A 20,309-nucleotide genomic window follows, 5' to 3' on the forward strand; every position below is an offset into this window, starting at 1 on the left:
CTGCTAATAATCATTTTGATTAATATTTGTTTTATAAATAAATCCATGGACATTTTTATCAATGTGTACTTTACACTATTAGTTATCTGTAAATATAGATTATATTATTTATAGATTACATATATAGGAGGCATATCTACTATGGACAAAATCAAAGAAGATAAAATTAAAAGCATTTTATCAGCCAAAGGTATAGACATTGATAATAATTCTAATGATAACAGCCACCAAGAAGTGGAAAAAAATCCAACTCCTAGAGCTAATGCTCTACGAGATATTTTTTATAATACTCTTGCTACGGCTGATATGGAATTCCCATATTGGTATAACAGAAAGTGGAGAGAATTAGATGGGGAAGTCACAGTTGTTAGAAGAGCAAAGGCTTTAAAAGAAGCATTTTCTCATCTTACACCAAACATTATACCAGGGGAAAAGTTAGTAATGCAGAAGACTCGTCATTACAGAGGTTCTTTTCCAATGCCATGGCTTAGTGAAAGTTTCTTTGTTGCACAAGGTGATGAAATTTCAAAAGAAGCAAATAAGTCAGTTGGAAGTGCAGCAGATGAATTAAGTCATGTTGGACAAGGTGGCGGAAACGTAACTAAGAGTTTTGGAGAAGTAGTTTCAATTGCCGGTAAGTTTGGAATGAGAAAAGAAGAAATCCCTGCGCTTTTAAAGGTTGCAAATGAATGGGTTGATAAGTCTGTTGAAGATGTTAGTCTTAGATATGAAAAGATGGTACCTGAGTATGATACAAAAGAAAAAATAATGAGAAGTTTAGTATGTATGTTTGACTCAGGTTATACAATACCACAGGGTAGAGAAGTAATAAATTATTATTATCCACTTCAGTACGGTTTTGATAAGCTTAAGGAAATAGCAAAAGAGTGCAGAGATAGGGTTGCAGGAAATGCAGATGGTGATGGTTTAATAGGAATGGACAGACTTTATTTTTATGAAGCTGTTATTCACACTATAGAAGGATTACAACAGTGGATTCTTAACTATGCTAAACATGCAAGATTTTTAGAGGAACTTTCAACTAGTGAACAAGAGAAAAAAGAATACAATGATATAGCTGAATGTCTTGAATCTATAACACATAATCAACCACGTAACTTTAGAGAAGCTCTTCAGTTATCTTATGCACTTCATATTGCTGTATTAAATGAAGATGTTATATCTGGACTATCCATAGGAAAACTTGGGCAAGTTTTATATCCTTGGTATGAGCAGGATATTGCAAACGGTAAGATAACAAAAGAAGAAGTTCTTGAATTAATGGAGCTTTATAGAATTAAAATAACCTGTATAGATGTTTTTGCTTCAGCAGGGGTTAACGGTGGAGTATTATCAGGCAATACCTTTAATAACTTATCCTTAGGTGGCTTGACAAGAGAAAATCAATCTGCAGCAAATGAACTAGAAATGATAATACTAGAAGCTGGTATGACTTGTAGAACACCACAGCCGACTTTAACAATAATGTATGATGAAAAACTTCCAGAAGAGTTCTTAATAAAAGCTACAGAATGCTGTAAAACTGGAACTGGATATCCTGCATGGGTTAACAATCGCAATGCAATGGATTTTATGATAAATCAATATGCTGAAGAAGGAATGACTATAGAAGAAGCTAGGTCTGTTGCAATAGGAGGCTGTTTGGAAATATCTCCTTGCTGCTGGAAACCATTAACGCTAAATGGCAAGACTTATGATATTCCTGGTGGAGCTGGACAGCCTACTAGTGTTGGAGTCCACTTTGTAGCTAATCCTAAAATTCTTGAATTAGTTTTAACTAACGGAAAAGACCATAGAACTGGAATGCAAGTTTATCCACCTCACAATAAGAAACTTGAGGGCTTTGAAGAGCTATTTAAAACCTTTAAAGAGTATTATGAAGATACTATACAAATTTTAGCTAAGACAAACAATATCGAACATGACATTTGGAGAAAACAGAATATGGCTGTTATAAACTCCTTCCTTAAACCAGATTCCTTAGATAATGGAAAGCATATTGGAAACATGGGCTATAGATATAATGCAACCTTTAACGTAGAGACCTGTGGAACTGTTACTATGGTTAATTCTTTAGCAGCCTTAAAGAGTTTAGTATATGATAATAAAAAATATACGCTTGATGAAATGATAGATGGTATTTTAAACAACTTCGGTTACAAGCAGGCAGCTGAAATTGATAACTATTCCTTAGCGGAGCAGGTAAAAGTTGATGGTATTGATAAATATGATCAAATATATGGAGACTGCCTAAAGGCACCTAAGTATGGAAACAACGACTTCTATGTTGACAGTATTTTAAAGGAGTACGAAGACTGGCTATCAGTAGCATGCCGCAAAGCTGAATCTTTATACGGAAAGAAAATGTATCCTTGTCAGATATCTGTATCAACCCATGGACCACAAGGTGCAGCTACTTTGGCAACTTCAGATGGAAGATTAGGTGGAACTACTTATTCAGATGGTTCAGTATCAGCATATCCTGGAACAGATAAAAATGGTTTATATGCATTATTTGAATCAGCTAATATTTGGGATCATACTACATCACAAAATTCTCAAATGAATCTTAAAATACATCCAGTTGCATTAAAGGGAATGCAGGGTACAAGAAAGCTATTAGACTTAACAAGAGCATATATGAAAAGAGGCGGTACTCATGTACAATATAATATTATAGATTCTAAGGTGCTTAAATCAGCTCAAAATGAACCAGATGGATATAGAGACTTGTTAGTTCGTGTTGCAGGCTTTACACAGTATTGGTGTGAGCTCGGAAAACCTATTCAAGACGAAGTAATATCTAGAACAGAACATGAAGGAGTGTAATGATATGGCGTTAAAACATAATGATTGTTTAAATTTTTCTAGCATAGATGCGACTAAAGGAATTTGTAGATTAACTAAAGCATTAATAAATATAGATGGTGATACCTGCGGAAAATTTCATTTAGCTCCAAAATGCAATAACTGCAGGCACTTTCATAATGAAGACGAAAAGGGTATAGGAACTTGTAAGGGTTTATCTAAAGAAGATTGGGTTTATGGCAGCCTAAATGCAATAACTTGTACTGGCCATAAATTTAAAAAATAAGAGGTAAAACAGTGAATACTAAAGGAATAATATTTGATATACAGAGTTTTTCTGTTCATGACGGTCCCGGCTGTAGAACTACTATTTTTATGAGTGGGTGTCCTCTTAGCTGCAGATGGTGTGCAAACCCAGAAAGCTGGAGTAAAAAATCTCGCATTATGTTTAGTGAAATGTCCTGTAAATATAATAAAGGCTGTACAGTTTGTAGAGATAAATGCACTAAAAATGCTTTGAGTTTTGATGAACAAAATAAGCCAGTTTTAAACTTACATATTTGCAGCTCCTGCACAACCTTTGAGTGTGCTAAGGCTTGTTATTATAATGCTTTAAAGTCATGTTCAAAGGAATATAGCGTTGATGAATTAATGAATATATTAAAAAGGGATTCAAACAATTGGAGAAGTAATGGGGGAGTAACCTTCAGCGGTGGAGAACCTCTCGGACAAAGTGACTTTTTACTTAAGGTTTTAAAGTTGTGCAGAGAAGCTAGATTCCATACAGCTATTGAAACAAGCGGATATGCACCAGAAGAAACCTTTTTAGAAGTAATGAAGCATATAGACTTTGCCTTTATTGATATTAAACATATGAATAGAGAAACGCACAGGGAAAAGACTGGAGTTTATAATGACTTAATTCTCAATAATATATCTTCACTTGCAAAATCTAATTGGAATGGACGACTCATTATCAGGATGCCTGTTATCAAAGATTTTAATGATGATGATGAAAATATATTACAATTAATCAATTTTATGAAGTCCAACAATATCGTTGAAATAAACATTCTTCCTTTCCATAGGTTAGGAGAGTCAAAATGGACACAGCTCGGTAAAGAATATGATTATAAAGATAATGGAGATGTTAGTCATTCCAGACTAGAAGAAATCCAGGATTTATTTTTAGAAAATAACATAGCTTGTTATATTGCTCACGATACCATGTTTTAAGCAGAGAGCCAAAATCCGTATAGAATACAAATTTTATTAAAACTAGTAATCCTACTATTGGGATTACTAGTTTTAATTTATAATATAGATATCCAACATAGATACTCAAATTATACATAGGGATATGTTTCCAAAGCTGAAGGTAGATTTAAAAACTTTGTATCAGTCTTAGTGAAGTGTTTTAAGACAACCTAAGCACCTTCGAGTTGGTGAAGAGCCTAAATGGCTTTTCACGAGCGACTTATCAATACTGATTGATAAGTTGGTCCGACTGAGCATAGCGACTTATGTTATATGAAACTCCTCTTCCTTACGTTAGAGGAGTAAGCGACTCGCACAAAATCATAGATTTTGGCTCTCTGCTTAAAACACAAGATTTAGACTGTCTAAAAGTTTTTAAGGGACTGAAGCTTGGAAACATATCCCGGTGGATAAGTCAAGCACTAAGGTTGGATATCTATAACTTATTTACAAAGGATGGTTTTGATATGGAGTTAAAGGATATCTGCATTTACAGCTATATAAAGGATTATTTAGATGAAATACCTATTGTAAAATATAAAAAGGGAGAGTACATAACTCATTCTGATGAAAATCTTGAAGAAATTTTTTTTATTTTAGAAGGTAATGTTAAAATAGAAATCATAACTAAATGCGGAAAAAGCTTTTTAGTGGATACACTTTCTGAAAATGAATTTGTGGGAAAAATTAGTTATATTTATGAACAAAATTTGTTTTGCGACATTACTTCAACCAGCAATTCTTCTCTACTGAAGATAAATAAGAACATCTTTAAAAAGTTACAACAAAATTCAGAGTTTCTAAATATATTTTTTTATAAGACAAGCAAAAGAATGTATTATATGTATAAAAAATTGATGATGAAAGATCTTTTTAGATTAGAAGAATTACTTGCTTTTTACATTTTGAAAAATTCTCAAGAGGATATCTTTAAATATAATAGCATGTATGGAATTTGTAAAACTTTATCGGTAAGTAGAAAGAATTTATATAATACTATTAATAGGTTTATTGAAAAAGGGTGTATAAAAAAAGATGAAAATTCAATTACTATTTTAGATAAAAATTATCTTTATGAGCTATCTACTTATGTAAGAGAATTCAATAAGAAGGATACACATGGCTTTAAGTTTGATATTTAAGCACTTACAAAATATCAGGTTCTTACCAAATTTAAAGCAATAAATTTGAAAATTAAAATTTTATGTTCCTGAAAAAATGACAGAAAATGCAGAATGTATTATAATATATTTGATTACTTCAGTAAAAAACTTAAGCAAAAGGAGGGGTTATTATTAATATAGAAATTAAAAAAGGTGTTAAAGAGTATTTAAATCGAAAGAATGTTCAGGATATTTATATAGAAATGGACAATAGAGGAGGATGCTGCTCTGGACCTGTTTTTGTTCCTGTAATCAAGTTAGGAGAACCGGAGGAGAGCGAAAATTATGAGCACTTTGTCCAAGATGAGATTACAGTGTATGTCCCTAAAACAATAATGACTGAAGAAAATAAAGATGTTAAAATTAAGCTTCGTAACATTTTAGGACATAAGTCTTTAATCGTAAACGGGGTACTTGCATATAAACAAAAAACATGGCAAAAGAAGAAGTACTAGGGATATAGTTATTAGTTCAAAGTACTTCTTATAGAAAATAGTAGTTCCATCTGTACATGGAGCTACTATTTTACGTTTCTTAATTCTATTGTATAAAAAGTTCTTCTAGTATCTCATCACTATAAATCTTTTTGCAGATAAAATAATAAACTATTTGTATGAACAAAAATATTAAGGAAACTATTAAATTAGAATATATAGAATACTTTCTTATATCAGATGTTACATCTTGGCCGAAGATTATAGTATAGGTGAAGGCCAATATAATTCCGATGATAGGCCCTATAAAAAATAAGGGTTTAAGTTCACTTCCTATTTGTTCTCTTATCTCTTCATCTGAAATTCCTATTTTGTACATACTGTTAAACCTCTTTTTATCACTATCAATATCTGATAATAATTTCAAAAACAACACTATAGCTGTAGCTATAAAAAAGAATAGTCCTAAAGAGCCTGAGGTGAATAGTAGGAACTTGGCTCCTTGCTTATTATAATTGTAACTGCCAATTTTTGAGGAAATCTCTAGAGGATTTTCATGTTTATTTAAAGCTGGAGGTATCTCTTTTGTATTTTTATTTACTATATCAAGCTCACTTTTTAATTCTTTAACAATAGGTTTTGTAGTTCTCCAATTGCTAAAGTTATATAACTGAAATTTACCAAGCTCACAGATATTTTTTTGATTCTTAATAAAATTATAATCACTCTCATTTAAAACAATAATGTTAGAGTAACAGTAATTGCTGCTTTTAAATAACGCTTTATAAACAACCTCTTGTTCATATAATTCATATGTGCCACTGTTGAGACTAAAATTTAGCTTAAGGGGTTCTATGTTTTTTTTATCAGTTTCATCCTTTCTTTCAAACTGACAAAGAGATATGAACTTACCCTTACTAACATTTAAATTTGTTTTTCCTAGCTTATTTATCTCTTTATCGGTCATAAGTATATAGAGATTTGGCATTTTATTAGTCCCATAATAATATATAAATTCAAGTGTTTCATGCTCTTTTATCTTTTCATTATTTTCAACTACTATTCTTTTTACTTTTTCATTAGAAATTACATTTTTATCTTTAATTTCAGCATAAGAAATGTCATAAGTATTTGCATCTACTGCACTTTTTTCAGCTGTGATACAAAAACTAAGTATAAATCCTACATAAAATATAACTACTGTAACTAGCATTGAAAGAATAAATATCATTTTTCTAGTTTCCTTAAACTTGCTATTTATATAGGTTATGAATATTAATCTATTATAATAGGCTTTTTTGTTTTTTTTGCAAAGCTTTATTAATATTCCTCCAAATTGGGATATTATCATATATACGCCTATTGGAATTAATATAGTTGATAATAGTAATGCCTGCCCTTGGTATCTGCCCATAAATTCTAAATATAAAAATATAGAAGAACACACAACTATACCTATGCCAATAAAAGCTAATAGGGGATTACCGATCTTATTGTTCTGAACTTTTCTATTTTCCTTTAATAGCGTAATTATCTCAAATTTATAGGTAGTTGTTATTGTTGTAATTAAGTTAACAAAATATATACCTAAAAATATACTAATTGAAACCATAAAGTTCTTAAAACCTATAGTATAAGCTATTCCTCTAACTTCTAACAGACTTGCGATAACAATAAAAAATAGCCTTGAGAAAACGGCTCCTGTTAAAAGTCCTAATAGTATTGCACCTAAAGCAACTATTATATTTTCATAAATGATAATTTTTCTAATATCTTCAGTTGTCATGCCTAGATTCATAAATACACCAAATTCTTTTTTTCTCCACTTTATAAATGAAGAATGGGCATAGCTTATAAAAAATATACAAAATACTGCTAAGGCTACATTAGGAATAATCAACATCTGCAAAACACCTTTTTCTATTTGAGATGTTGTCCATAGTTTTTCATTAAAAATTAATGTTGAATACATAAAAAACATTGCTATAATGAAGCTGTTGCATAAGTAGTATACTAAGTATTTTTTTAGATTTCCCATAAAGTTTTTAATCGCTATATCTTTAAATGTCATAGCTGTCACCTCCAAGTACAGCTAAGGAGTTAAAGATGCTATCTAAGAATTCTTTTCTAGTACCTTTTTTAATAATTTCTGAGTGTATTTTTCCATCTTTAATAAATATAATCCTGTTGCAAAAACTCGCTGCAAAAACATCATGGGTTACTACTAATATAGTTGATTGAAGTTCTCTATTCATCTTTTCAAAGCATTCCATAATACCTTTTGAGGACTTTGAATCTAAATTTCCAGTTGGCTCGTCTGCAAAAATTATTGATGGGTCGTTAATAAGTGCTCTACTTACAGCAACTCTCTGCTGTTGTCCTCCTGATATGTTATAAGGATATTTATTTGCTATACTATATATTTCAAAAAGCTTCATAAGCTCTCTAGCTTTCTTTTCCATCTCATCTGAGGGCTTCTTATCTAAAATCATTGGAAGAATTATATTTTCCTTTAAGGTTAAGCTATCTAAAAGGTTAAAATCTTGAAATATATATCCTATTTCTCTTCTTCTAAATAAAGCCAGCTCTTTTTTGCTCATTTCACATATCAATTTATTATTTATTGCTACTTTTCCTGAGGTTAACCTATCAATACCACTCAATACATTAAGCAGTGTTGTTTTTCCGCTGCCAGATGGACCCATTATGCCTACAAACTCTCCGGTATCTATACTAAAAGATATTCCGTTTAATGCTTTTGTTGATCCTTCGCCTCTTTCACTACCATATATCTTTGTTAAATTCTTTGCTTTTAAAATTTCCATAATAATCAGCTCCCTTTCATCTACAATCTTAAGATTATTTGCCACATATAAAAATTTATCTATGTGAAAATAACCTTACAATTTTGAAAGGTATTTAACTGTGAACACCGTACCTATATCAACTTTTGATTCCTCTATATATATTTCATGTCCTAACTTCAGCGCTACTTCTCTGGCTATGTATAAGCCTATTCCAGTTGAACTTCTTATTTTTCTGCCATTTTCTCCTGTGAAAAAAGGTTCAAATATTCTTTTAAAATCATAACTTGGTATACCAATACCTTCATCTCTTACAGCTAAAAATACATTATTACCTTTTTTAAAAATATTGAAATATATATTTTTACTTTTCTTTTTTAATGAGCTGTATTTGACTGCGTTTGTAATTAGTTGTTCTATTATTGCCTTGTTCCATTTTCTATCTGTTATTATACAATTATCTTTTTCCTCACAGTTTAGAATAGGAAACATATCATTATTTATAAATGTACTTCTATTTGCATTGATTATGTATTTTAGCTCGTCGTATAAGTTAATATCTATAGGTTCAAAATCATTACTAAAACTATCAAGCTTTATATAATTTAAAACTTGCTCTAAGGAAGCACATAAATTGTCATTTTCATATTCTATATCCTTTAAAACTAAATCTAATTCTTCATCTTTATATTTATTTTTTTCTATTATAAGTCCGATAACAGACATATAGTTTTTAAACTTATGTATTGCACCGCTTAAAAAGTATATTTTATTTTTATAATCACTTAAGAGCTTTTGTTCCTTCTCAGAATATTTTAGGTTAATATACCTAATTGCTTTTGATACTTCTTTTTGCTCTCTTGTTGATGCTTTTAGTCTGTGATTCCCATCCTGTTGCATTGATATAATGTTTTTATTAAATCCGTAATATCTAAACAAATCAATTATCAGCGCAGCGGAAATAAGAAATACAGTTATTATAAAGGGATATATAATCTCAACATTTTCACCTACAGTAAAGGTATAAAAGGTTGTTATCAAAGCCGAATTTAGTAACATAAAAAATATGTACAAAAGTTTATCTATAAAAAAGTTCTTAATTGTATTTTTCATCTTCGTCCACCTCTATTAGTACACTATCATCAAAAATATATCCAACACCTCTTTTAGTTTTTATAATATCTTTAATTCCTAGCTCTTTAAATATGTTCTTAATTCTAGTTATATTGACCGTCAGTGTGTTCTCATCAACAAATGTATCTTCATTCCAAAGCGCCTGAAACAATTCACCTCTTTTAACTACTCTTCCTGAATTCAGCAAAAACTTATTAATAAGCTTAAACTCGTTTTTAGAAAGTTCAACACTTTTATCTTTAAAATGAATAGTAAAATCCTTTTCTTCTAAATACAAGGCTAATCTTTCAATGTCTTTATTAGTAGAAGAATATTCGCCATAGGTTCTTCTCAAAACAGCCTTAATTTTTGAATATAATATTTCTAACTTAAAGGGCTTGGTCACATAATCATCTGCTCCTAGATCAATAGCTAAAATCTGATCTTTTTCTCCACTTCTAGCTGAAATTATTATTATTGGAATATTAGATTTAGTTCTAATATCCCTGCAAACATAATAACCATCAAAATAAGGTAAATTTATATCTAGTAATACTAAATTGGGTTTTTCTCTACTTATTTCATCTAATATATTAATAAAATCTTTTACTATGTGTACATCATATCCTTTAGCTTCAAAATATTCCTTAACTAATTCACATAGCTTAAAATCATCCTCTATTATACAAAGCTTATCCATATTTCCTCCTAATACCTGTAATGTATGTTTTAAGTATATCATCTTATTTTTTGTATATAAATCCCTTGAAATAGAAAAAGCTTCAAATGTGATCTTTTTAAAATAAGAATAAGTGTTTGTATAAAGAATGAGAATTATACCAATAATATATATAACAAATATTTGTTGTAATGAAAGGAAATATATATTAATAGGGTAAAAATATAAAAAATGAATTATTAAAATACTAAAATAGCTTGCTTTTTGTAATAAAAGGTGGTAAAGTTAAAAGATGCTTAAATAAATCGTAATTAATTTAAACATAATATATTTGATTAGTATTTAAATATAGTATTTTGCTATTGAAATTTATTAACAAATTATTACAACGAGTTTAAGAAAAACAAAATTTTGGAGGTACACATAATATGACTGGTACAGTTAAATGGTTTAATGGAGAAAAAGGATTTGGATTTATTACAGGAGAAGATGGAAAAGATGTTTTTGCACATTTTTCTCAAATAAATAAAGATGGATACAAATCACTTGAAGAAGGTCAAAAAGTTTCTTACAACGTAGTTGAAGGACCAAAAGGACCTCAAGCAGAAAATATTACTATTATCTAATTAGTAAATATTTTACCCCTTAAACAATAATATTGTTTAAGGGGTTTTTAGCTGTTTAAGATTATATTTTAAATACTACTTCTATAGTTTTTTAATCCAGCAAGTTCAGCAGACTTTACAGCATCTTGATATTCTTTTCTAGTAATTCTTCTACTTAATTCCTTAATGTCATAGGCTTTATACTGAGGAAAATACTGTGCCATTATGTTTACATATGTGTCTATAGATATCTCATCAGCAATAAAGCGCATTATTTCTTCTGTGCCGCTAAGGTTTCCAGGCATAACTAGATGCCTTATAAGAAGTCCTCTATATGCAATATTATTGTCGTCAGTTTTGAGATTTCCAACTTGATTGTACATTTCTTTAATAGCGGAAGTTGCAATTTTATAATAGTTTTTAACTCCTAGATATTTATAAGCAATATCATCATTAGAAAATTTCAAATCAGGCATATAAATATCTATAATTCCATCTAGTAACTTTAGAGTATCTGTTAAGTCGTATCCGTTGGTGTTATATACAATTGGTATGTTTAGTCCTTTTTTAGCAGCAATAAATATGCCTTCAACTATCTGAGGTACAATGTGGCCAGGAGAAACAAGATTTATATTATGACATTTTTTACTTTGTAGATATAGCATTAGTTTTGCTAATTCTTCTGCACTGACTTCATTTCCTTCACCACAATGGCTAATTTCATAGTTCTGACAAAAGACACACTTTAAATTGCAGTGAGAAAAAAATATTGTACCTGAACCGAAATTTCCAACTAATTCTTCTTCCTCTCCAAAGTGAGGTTCAGCTCCAGATACGATGGCATTGTCTAAAGTTTTGCAGTAGCCCTTTTCGCCCTTTAGTCTATTTACTTTACATTGATGAGGACATAAGACACAGTTTTCCAGCATTTCTTTTAAATGTGATACTCTAGCTTGTAAATGTCCATTATCTAATAGATTTAAATATGAAGGTTTATACATAGAAATCACCATTTTATGTTTCACCAGGATCGTTGTAGTTGGTATCTTGAGGAGTATCTAGGTATTCAGCACCTTCTGGAAGACCTACTACATAATGAAAAGCAGTTTCGCCTGGATAAGAAAAACGGTCATAACTATTGCTATATGTTCCGATAAGTACCCAACCTTGTTCTAACCTTCTATTTGCATCACTCATAATGGTTAAATCTTCAACTTTTTTAATATTTTTTAAATCCATGGTAATCACCTCTAGCTAATCTATTTTTATAAGCTCATATCAAAATAAGCAAACTCAATTGAGTCTAAGAATTACTTAATAATCTCACTAATTATTGTTAGCATAGTCAGACATTTTATTTAATAAATATTAAATTTTTAGGAGTTAATTATAATGGTATATATTAATAATATTGACTGAAGGTACCATATAGTGTAAAATTACACTAACAACATTGTCGGCAAACTGCTAATTGTAAATATCAAAATATTATAAAAAGGGAGTGAGTTTTAATTGAAAAAGAAATTATTAATTTTCGCTGCTGTAATAATACTTATTTTTCTAGGTAACGGTGTATATAAAAGCATAAAAGACAAAGCCAATTCAGATATAATTACAAAATTAAGAGGACAAATTTATTATACAAAAAGAGTAAATGAAATATTAAACCTATATGAATTTGATACTAATTTAAAAAATGAGCAACTTATATATAGTCATAAGGGAAAAGGCAAGGACAGCTATGGAGGATATAACGATAATATCAGTGATTTTTACTATGATACCAAAAGCGGGGATATAAGCTTTGCAGCTATGCATGATGGAGATTGGGGCTTGTTTTCTATTAGGAAAGGAGACAAGGATGCCAAGTTTATAAGCAAATTAGATTTAAAAAATTCTAAGAAACCAACGATGATTGATACTGATTATATAAAAAATGAAGCTGCTGGTATAAAAGCTATTAAAAAGAATGGCTCTATTTATATAGAAAAAGATGGACAAGAAAAATGTTTATTAAAATTTAATGGTATATATGATGAAAAGTTTACGGGCTATTCACCTGTTGGTTTTTCTCCAGATGGAAAGTATCTTATATATTTTTCTTTGGAGCATCTAACGCCTATAGGAACTCTGATAGAGGGGTTTACTAAAGGCAATATTGGTAAAACCTATATTATGGACATGGAAACAGGGAAGAGTACTAGATTTATTGATGCTTCAAAAATTCAATGGGTTATAAATTAAGCTTTTTCTGTAAAGATTAGAAAATTATTGTTTTGAGGTGAAGAAAATGAATAAAGATCAAATGTTATCTATGGATCCATATATGTTGCTAAGTTTTATAAATACTAAGCTGAGAGATGAATTTGAAAGTATTGAAAGTTTATCTAGTTATTATGATTTAAAGGAGAAAGATATTATAGATAAACTCAGTGCCATAGGTTATGAATATGATAGCAGTACTAATCAATTTAAATGATGAACGGCGAAGAAAGTGAAAAGACTTTAGTTGAGCTAATTTATGATAAAGAACAATAAAAAAGGATAAAATTAAAATTATGAAATCGATGCAACATGGTTGACTAATCAACTATGTTGTGTTATTTTATTTTAGTCAGAAGTTTTGCTTTGTAAGTTAAAGAAATCTAAAGTAAGGAAACAGTAAGATATAGAATAGGAGAAAACATATGGATAATAAAATAAGACCTTTACTTAAGTTAACTAATAGCATATACCGATGTACACAGGCTCATATTGATAAAAAACTTGAAAAATTTAATCTTACTACAGGCACATATCCTTATTTACTTGTATTAAATAGAAATGAAGGTATAAGTCAAAATGAAATAAGCAGGGAACTTAATGTAGATAAAGCCATGTCTGCGAGAACTGTTAAAAAATTAATAGAACTTGGCTACATAAGGAAGGAAGAAAATGAAGAGGATATACGAGCGTATAAGCTTTATATAACAGATAAAGCAAAGAGCATAATTCCTGAAATTCTTGAAATTCTTGATGATTTCACTAATATTCTAGTACAGGGCAATGACAGAGAAACAATAGAAGCTTCTTTGAACTTTTTAGAAAGTGTTTTAGAAAATGGCAAGAGACACAGAAAGAAATGTTGTGAAAGGATGAAAAGTATTGAATAAGATAGAAAATGAAATATACAAAAAAAGATGGATAATTCTATTTACAGTTTTATCTGCAACATTCATGGCTACATTAGACGGTAGTATTGTTAACGTAGCGCTGCCAAATATGTCAGATAAATTAAATGTTAGTATGGCGGCTATTGAATGGGTAGTTACTAGTTTCTTAATAGCTATTGCAGCTACAATCTTAATATTTGGAAGACTTGGTGATATAAAAGGAAAGACAAAGGTCTTCAGGTTTGGTGTAGTTCTTTTTACTTTAGGTTCATTATTATGCGGATTTACAAACTCGCTGCCAGTACTTGTGACAGCAAGAGTAATACAAGCTATAGGGGCCGCTGCTACCATGGCTACTAACCAGGGAATTATAACTCAGGTTTTCCCTCCAAATGAGAGGGGAAGAGCCCTTGGAGTTTTAGGAACTTTCGTTGCTTTAGGTGCTATGGCAGGTCCTCCACTAGGTGGTATAATTGTTTCAGCTGTAAGTTGGAAGTATATATTTTTAATAAATGTACCAATAGGAATAGTTGTTTTTATACTTACAATAAAGGTGTTCCCAAAATCAAATACAGTGCTTAAGGAAAAGCTTGATGTAAAAGGATCCTTTTTATTTACTGTTTTCACTGTGCTATTATTTGGAGCATTAGTTCAAGGTCAAAGTATTGGATATGGCAATCCAATTATGATTTCCGCTTTTGTTATTGCCTTTATATCTTTTATAATCTTTATTATTGTAGAGAGAAAAATGGAATTACCACTTCTTCAATTGAAAATTTTTGATAACAGTTTATTTTCAATAAGTATAGTATGTGCCTTTATTTCCTTTATTGCAATCAGTGCATCAAATATAATACTACCTTTTTATTTTCAAGATGTGCTAAAGCTTTCTCCAGCGGCAACGGGACTTTTTATGATGGTTTCCCCAATTGTCTTAGCAGTAGTAGCTCCTTTTAGTGGTTATTTATCAGATAAGATTGGATCAGAGATTCTTACAGTAATCGGTCTTTCATTTACAAGTTTAGGATTATTACTTATATCTACTTTAAATGAGAAATCCCCAGTTGTTATGTTAATGGTTTATATAGTAATTATGACCATAGGAAATGGAATGTTCCAGTCACCTAATAATTCTCTAATAATGTCTACAGTTCCAAAGGACAAACTTGGTATTGCAGGAAGTGTAAATGCACTTATTAGAAATCTTGGAATGGTTATGGGAACTTCTCTTGCAACTCTTTTACTATACAATAGAATGAGTCACAAGATTGGGTACAGAGTAGTTGACTATATAAAAGGCAGAGAGGATGTATTTATTTATGGAATGAGATACGTATATTTATCTGCAGCAGTCATGTGTTTAATTGGAGTTGCGATAACTGCATTTAGATTATATAATAGCAAAAAAGCTGGAAAAGAAAGTGCAATTTTGAACTAACTACTTAGAAGCTTAATCAATTTTTGTCCACCTATGTTAAAACTTACATTTGAAATTGTCCAAGATCTTATACATAATGGTTATATTCCTATTTAAACTTATATGGGTATGAATAGAAGCCTGTTACGTATAAAATCTAGGAGGAAATCTTATGTTTAATAAAAAAAGATTATTACCAGTTCTTTTAGCTGGAGTTGCTATTTCTATAATTCTTATTACATCATTTATTGTTTTTAATAAACATAATAATAAAGAAAATACAACAGTGCCAACAGCTACTAATAAGGATAAAACTGTCCTAGCATTTACAACCTACTACTATCCAGAGGATAAATCCTCTTATAATCAAATGGTGGAAAATACTAGTTCAATAAATAATATAGCAACAGATACTTATACTATCGACACTAAAGGCAACTTATCTGGTAATGTTCCCAAAGAACAAATTGCATACGCTAATAACAATAAAATTAAGCCTTTAGCTATGATAACAAATAAATTTAATGCTGATTTAGCAAAGACCTTGCTTGAAAATCCTACTAATAGAAAGCTGTTAATAAATAATATCTTGAATACCTTAAAAACAAATAACTATAAAGGTGTAAATATAGATTTTGAAAATGTCTATTACTATGACAGAGATTACTATACAAGCTTTTTAAAGGAACTTTATGAGGAACTTAACCCAAAAGGTTTTACTGTTACAGCTTCGGTGCCAGCAAAAATCAAAGATGATCCTAAGGCCTCTTGGAGTGGTGCTTATGATTATAAAGAAATTGCAAAATATACAGATGAAGTTATATTAATGACCTACGATGAACATTCTCTAGACGGTGCTGCTGGACCTGTTGCTTCGATTAACTGGGTAAAAAGTGTTATTAAATATGCTTCCTCTAATATACCAACATCTAAAATAGTTTTAGGAGTTGCGAGCTACGGATATGATTGGTCTTCGAAGGGCTCAAAAGCTTATGGAATTGACGCAATATATAAATTAGCAGAAACCAATAATGCAGAAATTAAATGGAATGATGCCTATAAAAGTCCATTCTTTAATTATAAAGATAAGTCAGGAGTCAGCCATACTGTATGGTTTGAAAATAGTACAAGCCTTTCTTACAAATTGGACATCGTTAATGATAACAATTTAGCTGGTATAGCTATCTGGAGGCTTGGCCTTGAAAATGCAGATTATTGGTCAACTATTAAGGCAAAGTTAAATAAATAAGCATACAAAATTAGATAAAAATAAAATTTTAAAATTAATAATATAAACTATGAAGCTAAGATGTGGTGAAGTTCACCACATTTTTTTATTTCATACCTGTTGGCTGGTTTTGAATCAATATTTTTTTAAGAGGAATCATAATTACAATATGGTATTATTAATATAGCGATAAAAATAAAAAGGGGAGGATTATTTGGAGATATTTATAATTATTTTAATTTTACTAGCAGGCATTGGAATTTCTAATATTATAAATCGTTTTATTCCTTCATTCCCTATTCCATTGATTCAGATTTCTTTAGGGATGATACTAGCAATCCTGCCGCTAGGTATACATATGGCATTAGAACCAGAGTTATTTTTAGTGTTATTTATTGCGCCTCTTTTGTTCAATGATGGAAAACGAGTATCAAGAAGTGAACTGTGGAATTTAAGAACTCCAATTTTATTGATGGCACTTGGCTTGGTTTTTGTGACGGTATTTATTGTAGGATATATTATTCACTGGATGATTCCGTCCATAACTTTATCAGCAGCATTTGCATTAGCAGCAATTTTGTCACCAACAGATGCAGTAGCAGTTCAAGCTTTATCTAAGAGAATCCATTTACCTAAAAAAATAATGAACCTTCTTGAAGGAGAAGCATTAATAAATGACGCTTCAGGGTTAGTAGCATTTAAGTTTGCGGTTGCTGCAACTGTTAGCGGAAGTTTCTCGTTAATTAAGGCTACGGCTAGCTTCTTTATAATTGCTATTGGTGGGATTTTATGTGGGATTGTTTTATCCTTTTTAATTATTCATATACGTAGACTTATTCGCCGCTTAGGTATGGAGGATGTTACAATTCAAATGTTGATTCAGATACTGACCCCATTTCTCATTTATTTAACCTCAGAACATTTAGGGGTATCGGGAATTTTAGCTGTTGTTTCTGGAGGGATTATACACTCTATTGAGCATGAGCACACAGAGTCCTTTATGTCAAAATTGCAAATTGTTTCAGATAGTACCTGGTTTGTAATTTTATTTATTTTAAATGGTCTTGTTTTCTTAATTCTTGGATTGCAAATTCCTGGTGTAATAAAAATAATATTTATAGATGAGAAATTTAATAATCTACAGGTTTTCGGATATATTGTGGTTATTTCCATCATTTTAACTTTAATTCGATTTCTATGGGTTTACATATTTGGTGAAGGAAAGCTTAGGTTTAGGAAAGAAGAACTTTTCGATAAGCTAAGATTTAAAGCAGCTGTTTTGACATCACTTTCAGGTGTTAGAGGAGCAGTGACTTTGGCGGGAGCATTTTCAATTCCCTATGCTTTACAAGGTGGAGCCCCATTCCCACAACGTGATTTAATTATATTTATATCAGCAGGAGTTATTCTTTTTAGTCTGCTTGAAACAAGTATAATTCTGCCTATTCTTGTGAAAAAAGAGGAACAGTCAAAAGGGGAAGATAAAAATAAAATTGAGCGAAAAGCATTTATAAAAGTAATAGAGGCTTCTATTAAAGTATTAAAGGAAGAGATAAATGATGAAAATAAAAAAGCTGCTTTGTATGTTATTTCTAGCTATAATAGATATATTAGGAAGAGTTATAGAAGTGAAAATCAAGTAGAGCTAAATTTGAAGTCTAGTGAAATGAAAAAGAATATTTATGCTAAGGCACTTAAAATAGAAGAAGATGAAATTGAACAATTATTTAAAGCAGGGAAGATTTCTCAAAATGCCTACAATGTTCTTAAAGAAAAATTTAATCACACCGAAAGTATTCTATCAAATGGACTAAAACATAGAATTATTCTAGCTATTTCAATAATTAAAGGAGCTGTTTTAAAAATATTTTCTTCATCTAATAATGACTCTATGACTGATATTAAGGAGATTGAATCAGCTAAAATATTAGCATACAATGCAGCCATATCAGCTATTAGAAAAGAAATTAACGATGAAAATAGAGGAATCTCATTAGAGATAATTGCACATTATACTGAATTTATTAGGAGAATACAAAGAGGTAGTCAGCCTAAAGATAATGAACAATTTAATAAACATAAGAGAGAGCTCCAATTTAAAGCTATTGAAGTACAGAGAAAAGAAGTTCAATCTCTCTTTGAAAACGGAGAAATCAATCGTGAGCTTGCAAATAAGTTACGAAAATTTATTAATTATTGGGAAGCTACTATAATGGAATAAGAATCTGTATTTTTTAAAAGAATTTTATATAAGTATTATTAAATAATGATGTAAAAGATTGTGAAATTTGGTATAATAACATTGGTAAATATCTATAAGGTGTACGTACAACAAAGTTTCTATGGCAACAAAAACCAAAACAGTTTTTGTTGCTAAAATTATTTTAGGGTTAACTAGTACTAATCATAGCAATGAAAGACTTATTTGGGGGAATTTTTAATGAATAGTAAAGCTAAAAATATTGTAATAATCATAAATTATTGCGTATTTACATTAATTATGCTTGTTGATTGTATATATAATAATACAAACTGGTTTATACTGATGTCTTTATACTTTATTCTTCTAACCGTATACTCAATTAATACATTTTTCCTATATGATCCCTTGAATAAGTGGGGAATTCTAAAAAAGTGTAACTTAATGATTTTGGCTGTATATCTTTTAGAAGTGTGTTTAATATTTTTAATTAATAGATTTGATAGTAGCCATATATCTATAGGATTATATCTTTTTATGTTAGCTGACATAGTTGTAAATCAGGAGATTATAGGAGGAATTTGTGCTTTTTTTACATTATATGCTTTATCCGGTGTTTCCATTTTAAGCAAATTAGATTATGATAATGTTAAAGCTATTTCTTCAACATTATTAAATTTACCAATTTTTATTGTAGTGTATATAATATTTTTCCTGATTAATCATCTTTTAAAACAGACGGAGCTTATAGAAGCAGCGCTAAAAGAAGTTACTGTTAAAAAGCTTGAAAAAGATTCTATGTACAATGATCTTAAAGAAGCTTATGAGAGAGTAGAATCTATAACTGCATTAAAAGAGAGAAATAGGATTGCTAGAGAAATACATGATACAGTCGGACATACTTTAACTACAGTTTTAGTTGAAATGGAAGCGGCCAAAAGACTTATAAAAAAGGACATAGACCTTGCAGAGAGTAAACTTAATCTAGCTCAGGGGCAGGTTAGAAAAGGCCTTAATGACATAAGAAGTTCTGTACGTGTACTTGAAAATGGACAAGATATACTTGATTTTTATTCTGATATAAAGTCAATCATAGCGGAAACAGAAAAACATTCAGGGGCAATAATTAAAGCACAAATAGATTATAATATAGCTCTTACCAAAGCTCAGGAAAAGGTTATTATATCAGCACTTTTAGAGGGTCTCAGTAACGGTATAAGGCATGGTAAAAGCAATGCTTTTTTAGTTAAGTTGTATTTAAACAATGAAAAAGTATTCTTTTCTCTTGAGGATAACGGAAGGGGAGCTGACATAGTTACTTATGGTTTTGGGCTTAGGGCTATGAGGGAAAGAATATTGGAGCTTAATGGAAGTCTTAATATATCATCAAAACTTGGAGAGGGGTTTAGTGTATATATTAGCTTTTAA

General features: G+C 30.1%; 19 protein-coding genes. 13 read left to right on the top strand and 6 right to left on the bottom strand.

All coding sequences use genetic code 11. The annotated features are described in order from the left end of the window. Positions 1–141 precede the first annotated feature (141 nt). The 5 genes from hpdB to ACZ5N4_RS11095 all read left to right on the top strand — a co-directional run bounded on the left by hpdB (position 142) and on the right by ACZ5N4_RS11095 (position 5,704). Complete coding sequence (hpdB, locus tag ACZ5N4_RS11075) at positions 142–2,850, top strand: 4-hydroxyphenylacetate decarboxylase large subunit (RefSeq protein ID WP_464209892.1); 2,709 nt, start codon at positions 142–144, stop codon at positions 2,848–2,850. A gap of 4 nt (positions 2,851–2,854) precedes the next feature. Beyond that, a complete protein-coding gene (gene hpdC, locus ACZ5N4_RS11080) occupies positions 2,855–3,115 on the top strand; it encodes a 4-hydroxyphenylacetate decarboxylase small subunit (RefSeq protein WP_464209894.1) in 261 nt (86 codons plus the stop codon). 11 nt (positions 3,116–3,126) lie between these two features. Next, positions 3,127–4,065, top strand: a complete 939-nt coding sequence (gene hpdA / locus ACZ5N4_RS11085) for a 4-hydroxyphenylacetate decarboxylase activase (RefSeq protein WP_464209896.1) — start codon at positions 3,127–3,129, stop codon at positions 4,063–4,065. Between the two features lie 287 nt (positions 4,066–4,352). Further along, on the top strand, positions 4,353–5,228 hold the full coding sequence (locus ACZ5N4_RS11090) for a Crp/Fnr family transcriptional regulator (RefSeq protein WP_464209898.1): 876 nt from the start codon (positions 4,353–4,355) through the stop codon (positions 5,226–5,228). Positions 5,229–5,392: 164 nt separating this feature from the next. Further along, positions 5,393–5,704 (top strand): CC/Se motif family (seleno)protein, encoded by a 312-nt coding sequence (locus ACZ5N4_RS11095; protein ID WP_464210905.1) that lies wholly within the window; start codon positions 5,393–5,395, stop codon positions 5,702–5,704. Between the two features lie 85 nt (positions 5,705–5,789). Here ACZ5N4_RS11095 and ACZ5N4_RS11100 read toward each other — a convergent pair whose 3' ends face one another. The 4 genes from ACZ5N4_RS11100 to ACZ5N4_RS11115 form a co-directional block, all read right to left on the bottom strand. Continuing rightward, positions 5,790–7,754, bottom strand: coding sequence for an FtsX-like permease family protein (locus ACZ5N4_RS11100; RefSeq protein ID WP_464209900.1), 1,965 nt, complete (start codon positions 7,752–7,754; stop codon positions 5,790–5,792). Beyond that, complete coding sequence (locus ACZ5N4_RS11105; RefSeq protein WP_464209902.1) at positions 7,744–8,508, bottom strand: ABC transporter ATP-binding protein; 765 nt, start codon at positions 8,506–8,508, stop codon at positions 7,744–7,746. Before ACZ5N4_RS11105 ends, ACZ5N4_RS11100 begins: the two co-directional genes overlap by 11 nt. Positions 8,509–8,583: 75 nt before the next feature. Continuing rightward, on the bottom strand, positions 8,584–9,600 hold the full coding sequence (locus ACZ5N4_RS11110; RefSeq protein ID WP_464209904.1) for a sensor histidine kinase: 1,017 nt from the start codon (positions 9,598–9,600) through the stop codon (positions 8,584–8,586). Further along, entirely contained in the window at positions 9,584–10,300 is a 717-nt protein-coding gene (locus ACZ5N4_RS11115) for a response regulator transcription factor (protein ID WP_464209905.1), read from the bottom strand. Before ACZ5N4_RS11115 ends, ACZ5N4_RS11110 begins: the two co-directional genes overlap by 17 nt. Positions 10,301–10,707: 407 nt before the next feature. Between ACZ5N4_RS11115 and ACZ5N4_RS11120 the strand changes: the two genes are divergently transcribed. Beyond that, positions 10,708–10,905: a cold-shock protein gene (locus ACZ5N4_RS11120; protein ID WP_308037795.1), complete on the top strand. Its 198-nt coding sequence runs from the start codon at positions 10,708–10,710 to the stop codon at positions 10,903–10,905. A gap of 68 nt (positions 10,906–10,973) precedes the next feature. Here ACZ5N4_RS11120 and ACZ5N4_RS11125 read toward each other — a convergent pair whose 3' ends face one another. Further along, positions 10,974–11,897, bottom strand: a complete 924-nt coding sequence (locus tag ACZ5N4_RS11125) for a radical SAM protein (protein WP_464209908.1) — start codon at positions 11,895–11,897, stop codon at positions 10,974–10,976. A gap of 1 nt (position 11,898) precedes the next feature. Continuing rightward, positions 11,899–12,123 carry a hypothetical protein gene (locus tag ACZ5N4_RS11130; protein WP_464209910.1) on the bottom strand — a complete coding sequence of 75 codons (225 nt, stop codon included), beginning with the start codon at positions 12,121–12,123 and terminating at the stop codon, positions 11,899–11,901. Positions 12,124–12,396: 273 nt separating this feature from the next. Between ACZ5N4_RS11130 and ACZ5N4_RS11135 the strand changes: the two genes are divergently transcribed. The 7 genes from ACZ5N4_RS11135 (at position 12,397) to ACZ5N4_RS11165 (ending at position 20,309) form a co-directional block, all read left to right on the top strand. Next, positions 12,397–13,128, top strand: a complete 732-nt coding sequence (locus tag ACZ5N4_RS11135; protein WP_464209912.1) for a hypothetical protein — start codon at positions 12,397–12,399, stop codon at positions 13,126–13,128. Positions 13,129–13,174: 46 nt separating this feature from the next. After that, positions 13,175–13,363, top strand: a complete 189-nt coding sequence (locus tag ACZ5N4_RS11140) for a DUF4250 domain-containing protein (protein ID WP_464209914.1) — start codon at positions 13,175–13,177, stop codon at positions 13,361–13,363. 208 nt (positions 13,364–13,571) lie between these two features. Continuing rightward, positions 13,572–14,036, top strand: a complete 465-nt coding sequence (locus ACZ5N4_RS11145) for a MarR family winged helix-turn-helix transcriptional regulator (protein WP_464209916.1) — start codon at positions 13,572–13,574, stop codon at positions 14,034–14,036. After that, entirely contained in the window at positions 14,029–15,474 is a 1,446-nt protein-coding gene (locus ACZ5N4_RS11150; protein WP_464209918.1) for an MFS transporter, read from the top strand. The genes ACZ5N4_RS11145 and ACZ5N4_RS11150 overlap by 8 nt, the downstream gene beginning before the upstream one ends. 151 nt (positions 15,475–15,625) lie before the next feature. After that, the gene (locus ACZ5N4_RS11155) at positions 15,626–16,702 is read left to right on the top strand and encodes a glycosyl hydrolase family 18 protein (RefSeq protein WP_464209920.1); all 1,077 of its coding nucleotides are present in this window, start codon (positions 15,626–15,628) and stop codon (positions 16,700–16,702) included. Between the two features lie 193 nt (positions 16,703–16,895). Beyond that, on the top strand, positions 16,896–18,902 hold the full coding sequence (locus ACZ5N4_RS11160; protein ID WP_464209922.1) for a Na+/H+ antiporter: 2,007 nt from the start codon (positions 16,896–16,898) through the stop codon (positions 18,900–18,902). A 219-nt stretch (positions 18,903–19,121) separates the two neighbouring features. Further along, positions 19,122–20,309, top strand: a complete 1,188-nt coding sequence (locus tag ACZ5N4_RS11165) for a sensor histidine kinase (RefSeq protein ID WP_464209924.1) — start codon at positions 19,122–19,124, stop codon at positions 20,307–20,309.

It is taken from the genome of Clostridium nitrophenolicum (assembly GCF_055391695.1).

Excerpts from the sequence above, each read along its gene's own strand:
- ACZ5N4_RS11130 (WP_464209910.1), bottom strand. The coding sequence starts at position 12,123 with ATGGATTTAAAAAATATTAAAAAAGTTGAAGATTTAACCATTATGAGT.
- hpdB (WP_464209892.1), top strand. The coding sequence starts at position 142 with ATGGACAAAATCAAAGAAGATAAAATTAAAAGCATTTTATCAGCCAAA.
- ACZ5N4_RS11120 (WP_308037795.1), top strand. The coding sequence starts at position 10,708 with ATGACTGGTACAGTTAAATGGTTTAATGGAGAAAAAGGATTTGGATTT.
- ACZ5N4_RS11165 (WP_464209924.1), top strand. The coding sequence starts at position 19,122 with ATGAATAGTAAAGCTAAAAATATTGTAATAATCATAAATTATTGCGTA.
- ACZ5N4_RS11090 (WP_464209898.1), top strand. The coding sequence starts at position 4,353 with ATGTTATATGAAACTCCTCTTCCTTACGTTAGAGGAGTAAGCGACTCG.
- ACZ5N4_RS11105 (WP_464209902.1), bottom strand. The coding sequence starts at position 8,508 with ATGGAAATTTTAAAAGCAAAGAATTTAACAAAGATATATGGTAGTGAA.
- ACZ5N4_RS11145 (WP_464209916.1), top strand. The coding sequence starts at position 13,572 with ATGGATAATAAAATAAGACCTTTACTTAAGTTAACTAATAGCATATAC.
- ACZ5N4_RS11155 (WP_464209920.1), top strand. The coding sequence starts at position 15,626 with ATGTTTAATAAAAAAAGATTATTACCAGTTCTTTTAGCTGGAGTTGCT.
- ACZ5N4_RS11140 (WP_464209914.1), top strand. The coding sequence starts at position 13,175 with ATGAATAAAGATCAAATGTTATCTATGGATCCATATATGTTGCTAAGT.
- ACZ5N4_RS11100 (WP_464209900.1), bottom strand. The coding sequence starts at position 7,754 with ATGACATTTAAAGATATAGCGATTAAAAACTTTATGGGAAATCTAAAA.
- ACZ5N4_RS11110 (WP_464209904.1), bottom strand. The coding sequence starts at position 9,600 with ATGAAAAATACAATTAAGAACTTTTTTATAGATAAACTTTTGTACATA.
- ACZ5N4_RS11125 (WP_464209908.1), bottom strand. The coding sequence starts at position 11,897 with ATGGTGATTTCTATGTATAAACCTTCATATTTAAATCTATTAGATAAT.
- ACZ5N4_RS11115 (WP_464209905.1), bottom strand. The coding sequence starts at position 10,300 with ATGGATAAGCTTTGTATAATAGAGGATGATTTTAAGCTATGTGAATTA.
- hpdC (WP_464209894.1), top strand. The coding sequence starts at position 2,855 with ATGGCGTTAAAACATAATGATTGTTTAAATTTTTCTAGCATAGATGCG.